The sequence below is a fragment of the Streptomyces sp. NPDC041200 genome (genome assembly GCF_055591805.1).
This window is the reverse complement of the sequence record NZ_JBVIZF010000013.1, coordinates 176,503-190,104: the sequence shown is the minus strand read 5'-3', so window position 1 is coordinate 190,104 and position 13,602 is coordinate 176,503. Positions and strand designations below refer to the sequence as shown.

Below are 13,602 nucleotides of genomic sequence, written 5' to 3'. Positions count from 1 at the left end.
CAGCCTTGATGGCCTACGGGAGCACCGCGATGCCGTCCAGTTCGACCATCGCCTCCTCGTCCCACAGCCGGACGATGCCGATGACCGCCATCGCCGGATAGTCGCGACCGGCCATCTCCCGCCAGATCCGGCCGAGTTCGGGGGCGCGGTCGCGGTACTCCGCGACATCGGTGGCGTAGACGGTCAGCCGGGCGAGGTCGGCGGGGCTGCCCCCGGCGGCCTGCAGCGCGGTGAGCAGATTGGTGAGCGCCCGGCGGAACTGGGCGGGGAGGGTGTCCCCGACGACCTTGCCGTCCTCGTCCAGCGCGGTCTGACCGGCCAGGAAGACCAGTTGTCCGCCGGTCGCGGTGACGGCGTGGCTGAATCCGGTGGGCGGGGACAGCTCGGCGGGGTTGATCCGCTGCAGGGGTTCGGTCATCGGTACAGCTCCTTCGCGATGATCGTGCGCTGGACCTCGGTGGCGCCCTCGTAGATCCGGGGCGCACGCACCTCACGGTAGAGGTGTTCCAGCACATGGCCACGGCGCAGCGCGCGGGCGCCGTGGATCTGGACGGCCGTGTCCACGACGTACTGCGCGGTCTCGGTGGCCAGCAGCTTGGCCATGGCCGAGCGCCGGGCGATGCCGGGCTCGCCGTCGTCGTACGCGGCCGCCGCCGCGTACACCAGCAGCCGGGCGGCCTCGGTGCGGGTGGCCATCTCGGCGAGCTGGTGCGCGACGGACTGCAGATCCTTCAGGGGCCCGCCGAAGGCGGTGCGGCTTCCCGCGTGCGCCAGCGAGGCGTCCAGCGCGGCCTGCGCCATGCCGACGGCGAACGCGCCCACGCTCGGCCGCAGCAGGTTGAGGGTGCGCATGGCGACGCGGAAGCCCGCGTCGGGCACGCCCAGCACGTCCTCGCTCGTGACCGGGACGCCGTCGAAGACGAGGCGGCCGATGGGGTGCGGGCTGAGCATCTCCAGGGGTTCGCCGCCGAGTCCGGGGCGGTCGGCGGGCACGAGGAAGGCGGTGACGCCGCGCGAGCCCGCGCCGGGGGTGGTGCGGGCGAAGACGGTGGTGACGTCGGCCTCGGGCGCGTTGGAGATCCAGCACTTCTCGCCGGTGAGCCGCCAGCCCCCTGCCCCGTCCCGATCGGCGCGCAGGGTGAGCGCGGCCGCGTCCGACCCGGCGTCCGGCTCGCTCAGCGCGAATGCGGTGACGGTGCGACCCGCCCGGACGCCGGGCATCCAGCGCTCGTACAGCTTCTCGCCGCCGGACAGCACGATCGGGTACGCGCCGAGCCCCTGGAGGGCGAGCGCGGTCTCGGCCTCGGTGCACTCCATGGCCAGCGACTCGCGCAGCAGACACAGGTCGAGCGCCCGGACCGGACCGTCCTTTGGGAACAACCGCTCCAGCAGGCCGAGTTCGCCCAGCGCCGCGGTCAACGGCCGGTTGATCCGCCCCGGCGCACCGGCGTCGGCGAGCGGACGCAAGCCTTCGCGGGCCAGCGCGCGCAGCCGCGCGCACCAGCGCCGCTGCTCCGGATCGAGTGCGAATGACGGCATCGGGCCCTCCCTCGGCCTCGGCGCGACCCATGTCTATCGCGAGATATTGACTGTCGTCACCATCACGTTACGCTGACAAAGCGGCTTCAGACAGCCATCCGGCAGGCACATCGGGCAGGCAGGGGGCGCATCCTCGATGAAGCTCAGCCCTTCGGCACACGTCGACACCTTCGCCCGTGACCATCTCCCGCCCGCGGACCAGTGGCCCGGGCTCCTGCTCGACCAGCCGGGGCCCCGCCGCCCCGACCGGCTCAACTGCGGGGCGGAGTTACTGGATCGCACCGTGGAGCGGTACGGACCGGAGCGGGCCGCCGTGCGCGACGGCTCCGGAGCGGTGTGGACGTACGGGCAGCTGCGCGCGCACGTCGACCGCATCGCGCACACCCTCACCACCACGCTCGGCGTCGTTCCCGGCAACCGGGTGCTGCTGCGCGGCCCCACTTCCCCCTGGCTGGCCGCCTGCTGGCTTGCCGTCATGAAGGCGGGCGCGGTCGCGGTGACCGTCCTGGCCGCCCAGCGGTCCCGCGAACTGGCCACCATCTGCGACATCGCCCGGGTCGGGCACGCGCTGTGCGACGCGCGGTGCGCGGACGACCTGGTCAGGGCGGAGGTGCCGGGGCTGCGCACCCTCACGTACGGCGGCGACGCGCCGGACGACCTGCTGCGGCTCGCGGCCGCCGCGCCCGCCTCGTACGAGGCCGTGCCGACCTCCGCCGACGATGTCGCCCTCATCGCCTTCACCTCGGGAACCACCGGGCGGCCCAAGGGCTGTATGCACTTCCACCGCGACGTCCTCGCCATCGCCGACACCTTCTCGGCGCAGGTGCTGCGGCCCACCCCCGACGACGTGTTCGCGGGCAGCCCACCGCTCGGCTTCACCTTCGGCCTCGGCGGTCTCGTCGTCTTCCCGCTGCGCGCCGGGGCGTCGGCGCTGCTGACCGACCGGGGCGGCGGTCCTGAGCGGCTGCTCGGCGACATCGCACGGCACCGGGTGTCCGTGCTGTTCACCGCGCCGACCGCCTACCGGGCGATGCTGCACCGGCTGCGTGCCGAACCCGGGGCGTACGACATCTCCTCGCTGCGCCGCTGCGTCTCCGCCGGGGAGAACCTGCCCGCCGCCACCTGGCACGACTGGCACGAGACGACGGGGCTGCGCGTCATCAACGGCATCGGCGCCACCGAGCTGCTCCACATCTTCCTGTCCGCCGCCGACGACGCGATCCGCCCGGGCACGACCGGGGTTCCGGTGCCCGGCTACGAGGCGCGGGTGGTCGACGCCGACCTGCGCCCGGTCCCCGACGGCGAACCGGGCCTGCTCGCCGTGCGCGGCCCGACCGGCTGCCGCTACCTGGCGGACGAGCGCCAGCGCGGCTACGTACGCGACGGCTGGAACCTCACCGGCGACACCTATATCCGCGACCCGGACGGCTACTTCCGCTACGTGGCACGCGCCGACGACATGATCATCTCGTCCGGGTACAACATCGCCGGACCCGAGGTCGAGGACGCCCTGCTGCGCCACCCCGACGTGACCGAAGCCGCGGTCACCGGGCAGCCGGACGCGGAGCGCGGCACGATCGTCGTCGCCCATGTGGTGCTGCGGGCGGGCGTCCCGCGCACCGAGGAGACCATAGCCGCCCTCAAAGCCCACACCACCGCCGAACTCACCCCCTACAAGTGCCCGCGCCGCTTCGTCTTCCTCGACGCACTCCCCCGCACCGCCACCGGCAAGCTCCAGCGCTACCGCCTACGCGACGGCTCTACAGTGACCCCGTGAACGGCCAGCACACCCCGCGCTCCCTCATCGTCACCCACTACGGCGCCTACGGGCGCGGCACCCCCGGCCGCCCGGCCGAGCCGGTGCCCGTCGCCGCCCTCATCCGGCTGCTCGGCGCGGTCGGCGTCGACCCGCCCTCGGTGCGCTCCGCCGTCTCCCGCCTCAAGCGGCGCGGCCTGCTGGTCGCCGACCGCACCGCCACCGGCGCCGCCGGGTACGCCCTGTCCGCCGACGCCCGCCAGCTCCTCGACGACGGCGACCACCGCATCTACCCCCGCCCCGCCGCCGGGCCCGACCGCTGGCTGCTCGCCGTCTTCTCCGTCCCCGAACAGGAGCGCAACAAGCGCCACTTGCTCCGCTCCCGCCTCTCCCGCCTCGGCTTCGGCACCGCCGCCCCCGGCGTCTGGATCGCCCCGGACCGCCTCTACGACGAGACCCGCCACACCCTGGAACGCCTCGGTCTCTCCTCGTACGTCGACCTCTTCCGCGGCGACCACGCGGGCTTCACCCCCACCGCCGAGGCGGTCAGCCGCTGGTGGGACCTGGACGAACTCGCCTCCCTCCACCACGCGTTCCTCACCACCCACGAACCGGTCCTCACCCACTGGATCCGGGGGCACACCCCCGCCCCCGAGGCCGCGTACCGCGACTACCTCCTGGCCCTCGACTCCTGGCGCCACCTCCCCTACGCCGACCCCGGCCTTCCCCCATCGCTGCTCCCGCCCGACTGGCCGGGCGCCCGAGCCGCCGAGGTCTTCACGGCCCTGCACGAGCGGTTGCGCGACGCGGGCGCGGAGTACGCCGAGGCCGCACTGCACGGGACGATCGACGCAATCCGCTAAGTCCGTTGATTTAATAAGACGATCGTCTTACGGTGCTCAGAGGTCCCCGACACCGGAGGAGTCCCCCCATGACTGAAGCCATTCCTGACTACCCCTTCGAGCAGCCGAACGTGCTGGAGCCCCCGCGGGAGTGGGCCGAGACGCGGGCCGGGTGTCCCGTGGCGCATGTGCGGATGCCCAGTGGGGATGTCGTCGGTCTGCTGACCGGATACGACGAGGTGCGCGGGCTGCTGACCGATCAGCGGTTCAGCCGGAACCTCGACCGGAAGGGCGCGGCGCGCATGTCGACCACCGAGGACGGTGGCATGTTCAGCCGTCCCTCGCCGGGGGAGGTGGACAACAAGGAGGGGCCGGGGCACCGGCGGTGGCGGCGGCTGATCAGCCGGGCGTTCACGGTGAAGAAGATGGAGGCGTGGCGGCCGCGCGTGCAGGAGATGGCCGACGCGCTGGTGGACGACATGGTGGCCAAGGGGTCGCCCGCGGATCTGCGCGCGGCGCTGGCGCTTCCGCTGCCGGTGCAGGTCATCTGCGCGCTGCTGGGCGCGCCGAGCGAGGACCAGGACCGGTTCGCGCGCTGGTCTGAGGTGCTGCTGACGCTGACGCGGTACACCCAGGCCGAAGTGGACGAGGCGCAGCGGGACTTCCACGCCTATGCGTCGGATCTGGTCGAGCGCAAGCGGGCGGAACCGGGCGATGACCTGCTCAGTGAGCTGACGCAGATCTCCGACAGCGAGGACGGGCGGCTCAGCCACGACGAGCTGATCTCCACCGCGGTCGGCCTCCTGCTGGCGGGGCACGAGACCACGTCCAACATGATCCTGAAGATGACGGCGATGCTGCTCTCGGAGCGGGAGCGCTACGAAGCGGTGCTCGCCGATCCGGGGCTGGTGCCGGGCGTGGTGGAGGAAGCCCTGCGGATGGACGCGAACGGCGGGGTGGGCATCCCCCGGTTCATCACCGAGGACACGGAGGTCGGCGGGGAGCCGGTGGGCGCCGGGAGCACGCTGTTCGTCAATCTGCACGCCGCCAACCGGGACGAGCGCAAGTTCCCCGAGCCCGACCGGTTCGATCCGCGCCGCGAGAACAATGCCCAGCACCTCGCCTTCGGCGCGGGACCGCACTTCTGCGTCGGCCAGACGCTCGCCCGGGTGGAACTCCAGGTGGTGCTGGGGACGTTCGTCAGGCGGCTGCCCGAGCTGCGGCTGCGGGACGCTCCGGAGACGCTCCGCGTCCGCGAGGGGGTCGCCGCGGGCGGGTTCGAGGACATGTGGGTCACCTGGTGACGGAGGGCGAGGAAGGTAGCATGAAGGTCACTGCTGACGAGGGGCTCTGCTGCGGCAGCGGGATGTGCGCGGTCAGGGCCGACCAGGTCTTCGACCAGCGGGAGGAGGACGGAATCGTGATCGTGCTGGACGGCGCTCCGCCGCCGGAACACCACGAAGCCGTCCGTGAGGCCGCCTCGGTGTGCCCGACCGGGGCCATCAGCCTGTCGGAATGATCCCCTCCAGCGGAATGACTCCTGCGGAATGACGCTTCCCGGCCCGGCTGCCCCGCCGTCCGCACGCTCGGTGCTCGCGCGGGACAAACTCATGCGCACCGCCGAGCGGCTCTACGCCGAGCGCGGCTTCGCCAACGTCTCGGTCAGGCAGATCAGCGAGGCAGCCGGGCAGCGCAACAACTCCGCTGTGCAGTACCACTTCGAGAGCCGTGACGGGCTCATCAGGACGATCCTGTCGACGCATACCGCTCTCGTCGAGAAGCACCGCATCGCCATGGTGGAGGCGCTGCGCGGGCAGGACACCGTGTCCTTGGAGGAGCACTACCGCTGCCTCATCCTGCCGACCGTCGAGACCCATATCGAAGCGGGCACCCCCACGTGGAGCGCGCGCTTCTTCGCCCAGGCCCTGGTCGAACCCGCGCTCCGCGACTATGTCGTACGGGAGCATCTGGACACGCCGTCGCTCCGCCTCCTGGGCGAGATCGGAGCCATTCGCCGGGACGACATCCGCCCCGATCTCTTCGCGCGGCACGGTGCCATGGTGCGCCAGCTCTCGGTGCACGCCTTCGCCGAGCTGGAGTACGACCTGGCCAACGGCCGCGTCGACCCGGCCGGGGCGGAGGAGTCGTGGCGCGTGCTGAGCCAGGACCTGATCACCGCGCTGTGCGGGCTCACCACCGCCCTGCTCGGACCCCTCTAGAGCGCGAGTCGAGGCCGCGGGGCGTCCGTGCGGCCCGTCGGGGGTGTGCGGCTGCCCGCCTGGTACGGGAGGGGCCATGGGGCGGCGGGGCCGGTGTAGTTCTGGTCGGCGGCGGCGTGCAGGGTCCAGTGGGGGTCGTAGAGGTGGGGGCGGGCGAGGGCGCAGAGGTCGGCGCGGCCCGCCAGGATCAGGGAGTTGACGTCGTCCCAGGAGGAGATGGCGCCGACGGCGATGACGGGGACCCCGAGTTCGTTGCGGACGCGGTCGGCGTAGGGCGTCTGGTAGGAGCGGCCGTAATCAGGGCTCTCGTCGGGGACGACCTGGCCGGTGGAGACGTCGATGGCGTCGGCGCCATGGGCGGTGAAGGCGGCGGCGATGGCGACCGCGTCGTCCGCCGTGGTGCCGCCATCGGCCCAGTCGGTGGCGGAGATACGGACCGTCATGGGGCGGTCGCCGGGCCAGACGGCGCGGACGGCGTCGAAGACCTCCAACGGGTAGCGGAGGCGGGCGTCGAGGGAGCCGCCGTAGGCGTCGGTGCGGTGGTTGGTGAGCGGGGAGAGGAAGCTGGAGAGCAAGTAGCCGTGCGCGCAGTGCAGTTCGAGGAGGTCGAAGCCCGCGCGGGCGGCGCGCTCGGCAGCGCGGACGAACTGGTCGCGGACGGCGGCGAGACCGGCGGCGTCGAGGGCGCGCGGGGTCTGGTTGACGCCGGGGCGGTACGGGAGGGGCGAGGGGGCGACGAGGGGCCAGTTGCCGTGCGGGAGGGGCGCGTCGATGCCCTCCCACATGAGCCGGGTGGAGCCCTTGCGCCCGCTGTGGCCGAGCTGGACGCCGACGGCCACGCCCGGGGACCGCTCGTGCGCGAAGTCGGTGACGCGGCGCCAAGCGGTTTCGTGCGCGTCGGCGTAGAGGCCGGTGCAGCCGGGGGTGATACGGCCCTCCGGGCTCACGCAGACCATCTCCGTCATCACCAGCCCGGCCCCGCCGAGCGCCCGGCCGCCGAGGTGGACGAGGTGGAAGTCGCCGGGGGTGCCGTCGTGGGCGGCGGAGTACATGTCCATGGGGGACACGACGACGCGGTTGCGGAGGGTGAGGCCGCGGAGGCGGAAGGGGGTGAACATGGGCGGGGTGGCGGCCGGAACGGCGGCCTCGCGCTCCACTCCCTCGACGAACTCCGCGTCACGCATCCGCAGGTTGTCGTGGGTGACGCGGCGGCTGCGGGTGAGGAGGTTGAAGGCGAACTGCCGGGGCGGCTGGTCCAGATACAGCTCCAGGTTCTCGAACCACTCCAGGCTGGCGCGGGCCGCCCGCTGGGTGGACGCGACGACCGGGCGCCGCTCGGCCTCGTACGCGGCGAGCGCGTCAGGGAGGGCGGGGTGCTCCTCGAGGCAGGCGGCGAGGGCGAGGGCGTCCTCGACGGCGAGTTTGGTGCCGGAGCCGATGGAGAAGTGGGCGGTGTGGGCGGCGTCGCCGATGAGGACCGTATTGCCGTGTGACCAGCGCTCGTTGACGACCGTGCGGAACGCGGTCCACTGGGAGTGGTTGCCGCGCAGCGGGTGGCCGCCGAGGGCGTCGGTGAAGAGCTTGGCGCAGCGCTCGGTGGACTCGCGCTCGGCGCACTGGTCGAGCCCGGCCCGCCGCCACACCTCTTCGCGGGTCTCGATGATGACGGTGCTGGCGCCCGACTCGTACGGATAGCCGTGGAGCTGCATGACGCCGTGCTCGGTCTCGGCGATCTCGAAGCGGAAGGCGTCGAAGGCGATGTCGGCGGCGAGCCAGATGTAGCGGCAGCGGTGGGTGGTGACGCGGGGGCGGAAGGCGTCGGCGAAGGCCTGGCGGGTGGCGCTGCCCGCCCCGTCGGCCGCGATGACCAGGTCGTACGTACGGGACAGCTGCTCGGCGGGCGGCGCCGGGGTGCGGAACCGGAGCCGTACGCCGAGGGCCTGGCAGCGTGCGTGGAGGATGCGCAGCAGACGGCGGCGGCCGAGGGCGGCGAAGCCGTGGCCGCCGGAGGTGAGGACGTGGCCGCGGTGGGCCACGTCGATGTCGTCCCAGCGGACGAACTCCTCACGGAGGGCGGCGTAGACGGCCGGGTCGGCGTGTTCGATGCCGCCGAGGGTCTCGTCGGAGAGGACGACTCCGAAGCCGAACGTCTCGTCGGGACTGCCCCGCTCCCAGACGGTGATCTCGCGCCGCGGGTCGAGGCGGGCGAGCAGGGCCGCCGCGTAGAGGCCGCCGGGGCCGCCGCCGACGACGGCGACACGGAGCGGGCGGCCCTGCTCGACGCGGCCCTGCTCGACGCGGCTCGGCGCGGTGGTCATCGGCCCTGCCAGCGCGGGGCGCGGCGGGCGGTGAACGCGGCGTGGAACTCGGCGTAGTCCGCGCCGGTCATCAGCAGCGCCTGCGTCGACGCGTCCATCTCGATCGCGGCGGACAGCGGCATGTCGAGTTCGGCGGTGAGCAGCGCCTTGGTCTGGGCGAGGGCGAGGGAGGGCCCGTCGGCCAGCCGCCGGGCGAGCGCCGCCGCCTCGTTCCCGGCCTGCCCCTCGTCGGCCAGCACGCTGATCAGGCCGATGCGCTCGGCCTCGGGGGCGCGGACCGGTTCGCCGAGCATCAGCAGCCGGGTGGCGTGGCCGAGCCCCACCACGCGGGGCAGCAGATAGGCGGCGCCCATGTCGCCGCCGGAGAGCCCGACCTTGGTGAAGAGGAACGAGAAGCGGGCGGAGGGGTCGGCGACCCGGAAGTCGGCGGCGAGGGCGAGGACGGCGCCCGCGCCCGCGGCGGCGCCGTGCACGGCGGCCACCACCGGGAAGGGGCACTCCCGCAGCGCGCGGACCACCTGCCCGGTCATCCGGTTGAAGTCGAGCAGCTGACGGGTGTCCATGGCGAGGGTGGCGCCGATGATCTCGTCGACGTCGCCGCCGGAGCAGAAGCCGCGGCCCTCCCCGCCGAGCACGAGGGCCCGTACGGAGCCGTCGCGGGCCAGCTCGGCGAGGAGATCGCGCAGATCGGCGTACGCGCCGAAGGTGAGCGCGTTGAGCTTCTCGGGGCGGGCGAGGGTGACGGTGGCGACGCCTTCGTCGAGGGTGAGGCGCAGATGCCGCCAGTCCTCGGTGCGGGGCGCGGAACCGGTGAACGGACTCATGGGGGCCATGGCCTCCTTCAGCCGGAGGGCTGGGTGTGCCGGGTGCCTTGCCTGGGTGTCTGCCTGGCTTGCCCTTCGAAGTTATCACCGCTCTGTGACTGTCGTCACGAGTGCGCGATAGGGCGAAAGTCCTCCCAAGAGTGGTCCGTGGTCCCTTCCGGCACTATCGTCCGCTTCATACCGTCAAGGGCTGCGGTATTTCCGCTCCACGCCGACCGTCTGGAACCCGTACGTGCCCGAACCCCTGCACGCCGCCACCTGGCGCTTCGCACTGCCGCACACGACGGCCGCGGTGCCGCTGGCCCGTGCCCTGATCCGCAACACGCTGGCGGACATCGGCGCGCCCGTGAACGGCGACACGGCGGAGCTGCTGACGGCCGAGCTGGTCGCCAACGCGGTGCAGCACACGGCCGGGGACGAGCCGATAGAGCTGGTGGTGGAGCTGGTGCCGACCGGCGACTGGCAGGTCGAGGTGCACGACCAGGACCCGACGCCGCCCGGCGGATTCAGCGGCGGGGACGGCACCCCCGTCCTCGACGGGAACGGCCCTGCGCCCGGCCGGGACGCCCCTGCGCCGGACGGGGACGGCCCCGCGCCCGAGGGGGAGGTCCCGGGGCGCCCCAAGGGCCCCAAAAGACCCGACAGCCTCGCCGAAAGGGGACGCGGGCTGCTGCTCATCCGCGCCCTCAGCGCGGACACCGGCTACCGCCCCACCCCCTACGGCAAGGCCGTCTGGTTCACGCTCCCTCCGGCGGAAGCCGCGGAACCCACGGGACCCACGGACGCCACGGAGGGCTGACCGCTACGCCCCGCCGAGCGTCGCGACCAGCACCGCCTTGATGGTGTGCATACGGTTCTCCGCCTCGTCGAAGACGACCGAGTGCTCCGACTCGAAGACCTCCTCGGTGACCTCCAGCTCGGTCAGCCCGTGCCGCTCGTAGATCTCCCGGCCGACGTCCGTACCGAGGTCGTGGAAGGCCGGGAGGCAGTGGAGGAACTTCACGGCGTCGTTGCCGGTGGCGCGCAGCACGTCCATCGTCACCGCGTACGGCCCGAGCAGCGCTATCCGCTCGTCCCACACCTCCTTCGGCTCGCCCATGGACACCCAGACGTCGGTGGCGACGTAGTCCGCGCCGCGCACGCCCTCTTCGACGTCCTCGGTGAGCGTGATCCGGGCGCCGGAGGCCGCGGCCATCTGGCGCGCCAGCTCCACGATGGTGTTGTCCGGCCACAGCAGCTTGGGCGCGACGATCCGGACGTCCATGCCCAGCAGGGCGCCGGTGACGAGGTAGGAGTTGCCCATGTTGTACCGGGCGTCGCCGAGGTAGGCGTAGGCGATCCGGTCCAGCGGCTTCTCGCTGTGCTCGGCCATGGTGAGGATGTCGGCGAGCATCTGGGTGGGGTGCCACTCGTCGGTGAGACCGTTGTAGACCGGCACTCCGGCGTGGGTGGCCAGCGCCTCGACGACGCCCTGGCCGTGCCCGCGATACTCGATCGCGTCGTACATCCGGCCGAGCACCCGCGCCGTGTCCTTGACCGACTCCTTGTGGCCGATCTGCGAGCCGGTCGGGTCGAGGTACGTGGTCGAGGCGCCCTGGTCGGCGGCGGCGACCTCGAAGGCGCAACGGGTGCGGGTGGAGGTCTTCTCGAAGATCAGGGCGATGTTCCTGCCCTGGAGCCGTCGCACCTCCGTGCCCGCGCGCTTGGCCGCCTTCAGCTCGGCCGACAGGTCGACCAGGTGCCGGAACTCCTCCGCTGTGAAGTCCAGCTCCTTGAGGAAGTGGCGGCCGGTGAGGTCAATCGCCATGGGGTGGGCTCCTAGATCGCGGCGGTCGAGCGGGTCGAGAGGGCCGCAGCGCACACCACTGCGGCCGAAAAACTATGGAAGCATATACGAGACACTGTATATATGCGGAGGCCGTGGGGTAACCCCCGGGTGGCGAGTCCGGTGATGCTTCCCTGGGGCTCCCCGTTACCGCTCCACGGCGTCCCGCTCGACGGGGCAGCTCATACAGCGCGGCCCGCCCCGGCCGCGGCCCAGCTCGCTGCCCGGGATGTCGATGACCTCGATACCGCGCTTGCGCAGGAAGGTGTTGGTGGTCGCGTTCCGCTCGTACGCGACCACCACGCCCGGCTCGACCGCGAGCACGTTGCAGCCGTCGTCCCACTGCTCGCGCTCCGCCGCGTGCACGTCCTGGGTGGCGGTGAGCACCCGGATGGCGTCCAGGCCGAGGGCGGCGGCTATGGCCCGGTGCATGTGCTCCGGCGGATGGTCGGTGACCTTCAGCTCCCGGCTGCCCGCGCCCGGCTCGATGGTGTACGAGCGGAGCATCCCGAGCCCCGCGTACTGGGTGAAGGTGTCCCCGTCGACCATCGTCATCACCGTGTCGAGGTGCATGAACGCGCGCCCCTTGGGCATGTCGAGCGCCACGATCGTACGGGCGGAACCGGCCTCGAAGAGCCGGTGCGCCAGCATCTCCACCGCCTGCGGGGTGGTCCGCTCGCTCATGCCGATCAGCACCGCGCCCTTGCCGATCACCAGGACGTCGCCGCCCTCGATCGTCGAGGGGTACGCGGCCTGGCCCTCCGACCAGACGTGGAAGTCGTCGTCCGCGAAGAGGGGGTGATGGCGGTAGACGGCCTCGTAGTGCACCGTCTCGTGCCAGCGGGCGGGCCAGCGCATCGCGTTGATGGCCACCCCGTCGTACACCCAGGCGGAGGCGTCCCGGGTGAAGAGGTGATTGGGGAGCGGGTTCACCAGGAAGTCGTCGGGCTCCATGGCGTGGAAGCGGATGGAGACCGGCTCGGGGAACCGTGCCAGATACTCGCGCTTCGTCATGCCGCCGATCAGCGCCTCGGTCAGCTCCGGGGCGGTCAGCTCGTCGAAGGCCTCGCGGAGCCGGTCGGTGGCCAGCGGGCCGTACTCCTTCTCGTCGAAGACCCGGTCCAGCACCAGGGAGCGCGCCACCGGCAGGGCCAGGCTCTCGGCCAGCAGGTCACCGAACAGATGGACCTCGACGCCCCGGTCGCGCAGCACGTCCGCGAATCCGTCGTGCTCCTGGCGGGCCCGGCGCACCCACAGCACGTCGTCGAAGAGGAGCGCGTCCCGGTTGGTGGGGGTGAGCCGCTTCAGCTCCAGATCGGGACGGTGCAGAATGACGCGGCGCAGCCGCCCGGCCTCCGAGTCCACATGGAATCCCATGATTCCATCTTCGCCGCTCCGGGCCCGGTGCGGATGACCCGCGACACAAGTCGTGACCAAGGCCCTGCCCGGGGCCCCGGCTAGACCGCGGCCAGGATGACGATCAGGACGAGGGCCACGGCCAGGAAGCCGAGCAGGGCCGAGACCCAGAGCTGACCGGGCTGAAGATCGATACGGCCGCCGTCCTCCGCCCCGCCGCGGCGGCGGGCAGGCCGCCGGAGGGGGCGAGGGAGGGGCCGACGGGCGTCGCGGGAGGCGGTCGCCGCGCGGGAGGCGGCTTCCGCTGGCTCCCGGCACTTCTCATGCTCCCGGCACTCCTCGGCCAGGCCGCCGAACAGCGCCTTCCAGCCCTTCTCGCCGAAGCCGGTGACCTGCCGCGTGGCGACGATACGGCGCACCACCTCGCGCCCCGCGCCGTCGCCCGCCGCCCACAGCCCGGGCAGGACGCACGCCATCAGCTCGGGGACGGCACCCCGGTCGGCGTACGGGCGTACCAGGCCCTCGTACAGCATCAGCGCGTTGCGCACCCGCAGCCGGCCGCCCCCACCCGGCTGATCGAGGTAGAGGTGGGCGATCAGCACCTTCTCGCAGACCGCGTCGGCGAGCCGTGGCCCGCGCTCGGGGGCGCGGCGCACCAGTTCGACGACGACGCGGGTGGCCCGGTCGGCGGGCAGCCCCGCGTCGAGCGCGCTCAGCAGCAGCCCGTCGTCGGCCTCGCGCAGCGCCGCGGGGAGGGCGTCGCCGCCGTGGCGCAGCGCCTCGTGCAGGGTGCGCAGGGTGCGTACGGCGCTCACCGGCGCGTGGTCGCGTTGCGTGTCCTGCGTGTGCTCGGTGTCCTGCGTGTGCTCCGTGTCCTGCGTGTACTCCGTGTCCTGCGTGTACTCCGTGTCCTTCACCATCGA

Annotated in this window: 13 protein-coding genes; 6 read left to right on the top strand and 7 right to left on the bottom strand. The window is 72.6% G+C overall.

Features of this window, described 5'->3' with window-relative positions; genetic code table 11:
- Nucleotides 1-13: 13 nt before the first annotated feature.
- Both ACZ6CL_RS26685 and ACZ6CL_RS26680 read right to left on the bottom strand, forming a co-directional pair.
- Nucleotides 14-418: a RidA family protein gene (locus ACZ6CL_RS26685; protein ID WP_468939656.1), complete on the bottom strand. Its 405-nt coding sequence runs from the start codon at nucleotides 416-418 to the stop codon at nucleotides 14-16.
- Nucleotides 415-1,539 (bottom strand): acyl-CoA dehydrogenase family protein, encoded by a 1,125-nt coding sequence (locus tag ACZ6CL_RS26680; RefSeq protein WP_468939654.1) that lies wholly within the window; start codon nucleotides 1,537-1,539, stop codon nucleotides 415-417. The genes ACZ6CL_RS26685 and ACZ6CL_RS26680 overlap by 4 nt, the downstream gene beginning before the upstream one ends.
- 136 nt (nucleotides 1,540-1,675) lie before the next feature.
- Between ACZ6CL_RS26680 and ACZ6CL_RS26675 the strand changes: the two genes are divergently transcribed.
- The 5 genes from ACZ6CL_RS26675 (at nucleotide 1,676) to ACZ6CL_RS26655 (ending at nucleotide 6,356) form a co-directional block, all read left to right on the top strand.
- Nucleotides 1,676-3,316 carry an AMP-binding protein gene (locus ACZ6CL_RS26675; RefSeq protein ID WP_468939651.1) on the top strand — a complete coding sequence of 547 codons (1,641 nt, stop codon included), beginning with the start codon at nucleotides 1,676-1,678 and terminating at the stop codon, nucleotides 3,314-3,316.
- Nucleotides 3,313-4,158, top strand: coding sequence for a PaaX family transcriptional regulator (locus ACZ6CL_RS26670; RefSeq protein WP_468939649.1), 846 nt, complete (start codon nucleotides 3,313-3,315; stop codon nucleotides 4,156-4,158). Before ACZ6CL_RS26675 ends, ACZ6CL_RS26670 begins: the two co-directional genes overlap by 4 nt.
- Before the next feature lie 68 nt (nucleotides 4,159-4,226).
- On the top strand, nucleotides 4,227-5,441 hold the full coding sequence (locus tag ACZ6CL_RS26665) for a cytochrome P450 (protein WP_468939646.1): 1,215 nt from the start codon (nucleotides 4,227-4,229) through the stop codon (nucleotides 5,439-5,441).
- A 20-nt stretch (nucleotides 5,442-5,461) separates the two neighbouring features.
- Nucleotides 5,462-5,656: a ferredoxin gene (locus tag ACZ6CL_RS26660; RefSeq protein ID WP_468939645.1), complete on the top strand. Its 195-nt coding sequence runs from the start codon at nucleotides 5,462-5,464 to the stop codon at nucleotides 5,654-5,656.
- 28 nt (nucleotides 5,657-5,684) lie between these two features.
- Entirely contained in the window at nucleotides 5,685-6,356 is a 672-nt protein-coding gene (locus ACZ6CL_RS26655; protein ID WP_468939644.1) for a TetR/AcrR family transcriptional regulator, read from the top strand.
- On the opposite strand, the gene ACZ6CL_RS26650 is transcribed toward ACZ6CL_RS26655, so the two are convergent.
- Together ACZ6CL_RS26650 and ACZ6CL_RS26645 are read right to left on the bottom strand one after the other, a co-directional pair.
- Nucleotides 6,353-8,674: a bifunctional salicylyl-CoA 5-hydroxylase/oxidoreductase gene (locus ACZ6CL_RS26650; protein WP_468939641.1), complete on the bottom strand. Its 2,322-nt coding sequence runs from the start codon at nucleotides 8,672-8,674 to the stop codon at nucleotides 6,353-6,355. The two genes, ACZ6CL_RS26655 and ACZ6CL_RS26650, sit on opposite strands and share 4 nt — an antisense overlap.
- Nucleotides 8,671-9,498: an enoyl-CoA hydratase family protein gene (locus ACZ6CL_RS26645; RefSeq protein WP_468939638.1), complete on the bottom strand. Its 828-nt coding sequence runs from the start codon at nucleotides 9,496-9,498 to the stop codon at nucleotides 8,671-8,673. Before ACZ6CL_RS26645 ends, ACZ6CL_RS26650 begins: the two co-directional genes overlap by 4 nt.
- A 232-nt stretch (nucleotides 9,499-9,730) precedes the next feature.
- Between ACZ6CL_RS26645 and ACZ6CL_RS26640 the strand changes: the two genes are divergently transcribed.
- Nucleotides 9,731-10,297 (top strand): ATP-binding protein, encoded by a 567-nt coding sequence (locus ACZ6CL_RS26640; protein ID WP_468939635.1) that lies wholly within the window; start codon nucleotides 9,731-9,733, stop codon nucleotides 10,295-10,297.
- A gap of 3 nt (nucleotides 10,298-10,300) precedes the next feature.
- Here ACZ6CL_RS26640 and argF read toward each other — a convergent pair whose 3' ends face one another.
- The 3 genes from argF to ACZ6CL_RS26625 all read right to left on the bottom strand — a co-directional run bounded on the left by argF (nucleotide 10,301) and on the right by ACZ6CL_RS26625 (nucleotide 13,599).
- Nucleotides 10,301-11,305: an ornithine carbamoyltransferase gene (argF, locus tag ACZ6CL_RS26635; protein ID WP_468939634.1), complete on the bottom strand. Its 1,005-nt coding sequence runs from the start codon at nucleotides 11,303-11,305 to the stop codon at nucleotides 10,301-10,303.
- Nucleotides 11,306-11,470: 165 nt separating this feature from the next.
- Nucleotides 11,471-12,700: an arginine deiminase gene (locus ACZ6CL_RS26630; RefSeq protein WP_468939632.1), complete on the bottom strand. Its 1,230-nt coding sequence runs from the start codon at nucleotides 12,698-12,700 to the stop codon at nucleotides 11,471-11,473.
- 80 nt (nucleotides 12,701-12,780) lie between these two features.
- Nucleotides 12,781-13,599 carry a hypothetical protein gene (locus ACZ6CL_RS26625; protein ID WP_468939630.1) on the bottom strand — a complete coding sequence of 273 codons (819 nt, stop codon included), beginning with the start codon at nucleotides 13,597-13,599 and terminating at the stop codon, nucleotides 12,781-12,783.
- Nucleotides 13,600-13,602: the final 3 nt, after the last annotated feature.

What these genes read in the sequence shown, in the direction of transcription:
- ACZ6CL_RS26675 (WP_468939651.1), top strand. Translation starts at nt 1,676, where the DNA reads ATGAAGCTCAGCCCTTCGGCACACGTCGACACCTTCGCCCGTGACCAT.
- ACZ6CL_RS26665 (WP_468939646.1), top strand. Translation starts at nt 4,227, where the DNA reads ATGACTGAAGCCATTCCTGACTACCCCTTCGAGCAGCCGAACGTGCTG.
- argF (WP_468939634.1), bottom strand. Translation starts at nt 11,305, where the DNA reads ATGGCGATTGACCTCACCGGCCGCCACTTCCTCAAGGAGCTGGACTTC.
- ACZ6CL_RS26660 (WP_468939645.1), top strand. Translation starts at nt 5,462, where the DNA reads ATGAAGGTCACTGCTGACGAGGGGCTCTGCTGCGGCAGCGGGATGTGC.
- ACZ6CL_RS26655 (WP_468939644.1), top strand. Translation starts at nt 5,685, where the DNA reads ATGACGCTTCCCGGCCCGGCTGCCCCGCCGTCCGCACGCTCGGTGCTC.
- ACZ6CL_RS26630 (WP_468939632.1), bottom strand. Translation starts at nt 12,700, where the DNA reads ATGGGATTCCATGTGGACTCGGAGGCCGGGCGGCTGCGCCGCGTCATT.
- ACZ6CL_RS26625 (WP_468939630.1), bottom strand. Translation starts at nt 13,599, where the DNA reads ATGGTGAAGGACACGGAGTACACGCAGGACACGGAGTACACGCAGGAC.
- ACZ6CL_RS26645 (WP_468939638.1), bottom strand. Translation starts at nt 9,498, where the DNA reads ATGAGTCCGTTCACCGGTTCCGCGCCCCGCACCGAGGACTGGCGGCAT.
- ACZ6CL_RS26680 (WP_468939654.1), bottom strand. Translation starts at nt 1,539, where the DNA reads ATGCCGTCATTCGCACTCGATCCGGAGCAGCGGCGCTGGTGCGCGCGG.
- ACZ6CL_RS26685 (WP_468939656.1), bottom strand. Translation starts at nt 418, where the DNA reads ATGACCGAACCCCTGCAGCGGATCAACCCCGCCGAGCTGTCCCCGCCC.
- ACZ6CL_RS26650 (WP_468939641.1), bottom strand. Translation starts at nt 8,674, where the DNA reads ATGACCACCGCGCCGAGCCGCGTCGAGCAGGGCCGCGTCGAGCAGGGC.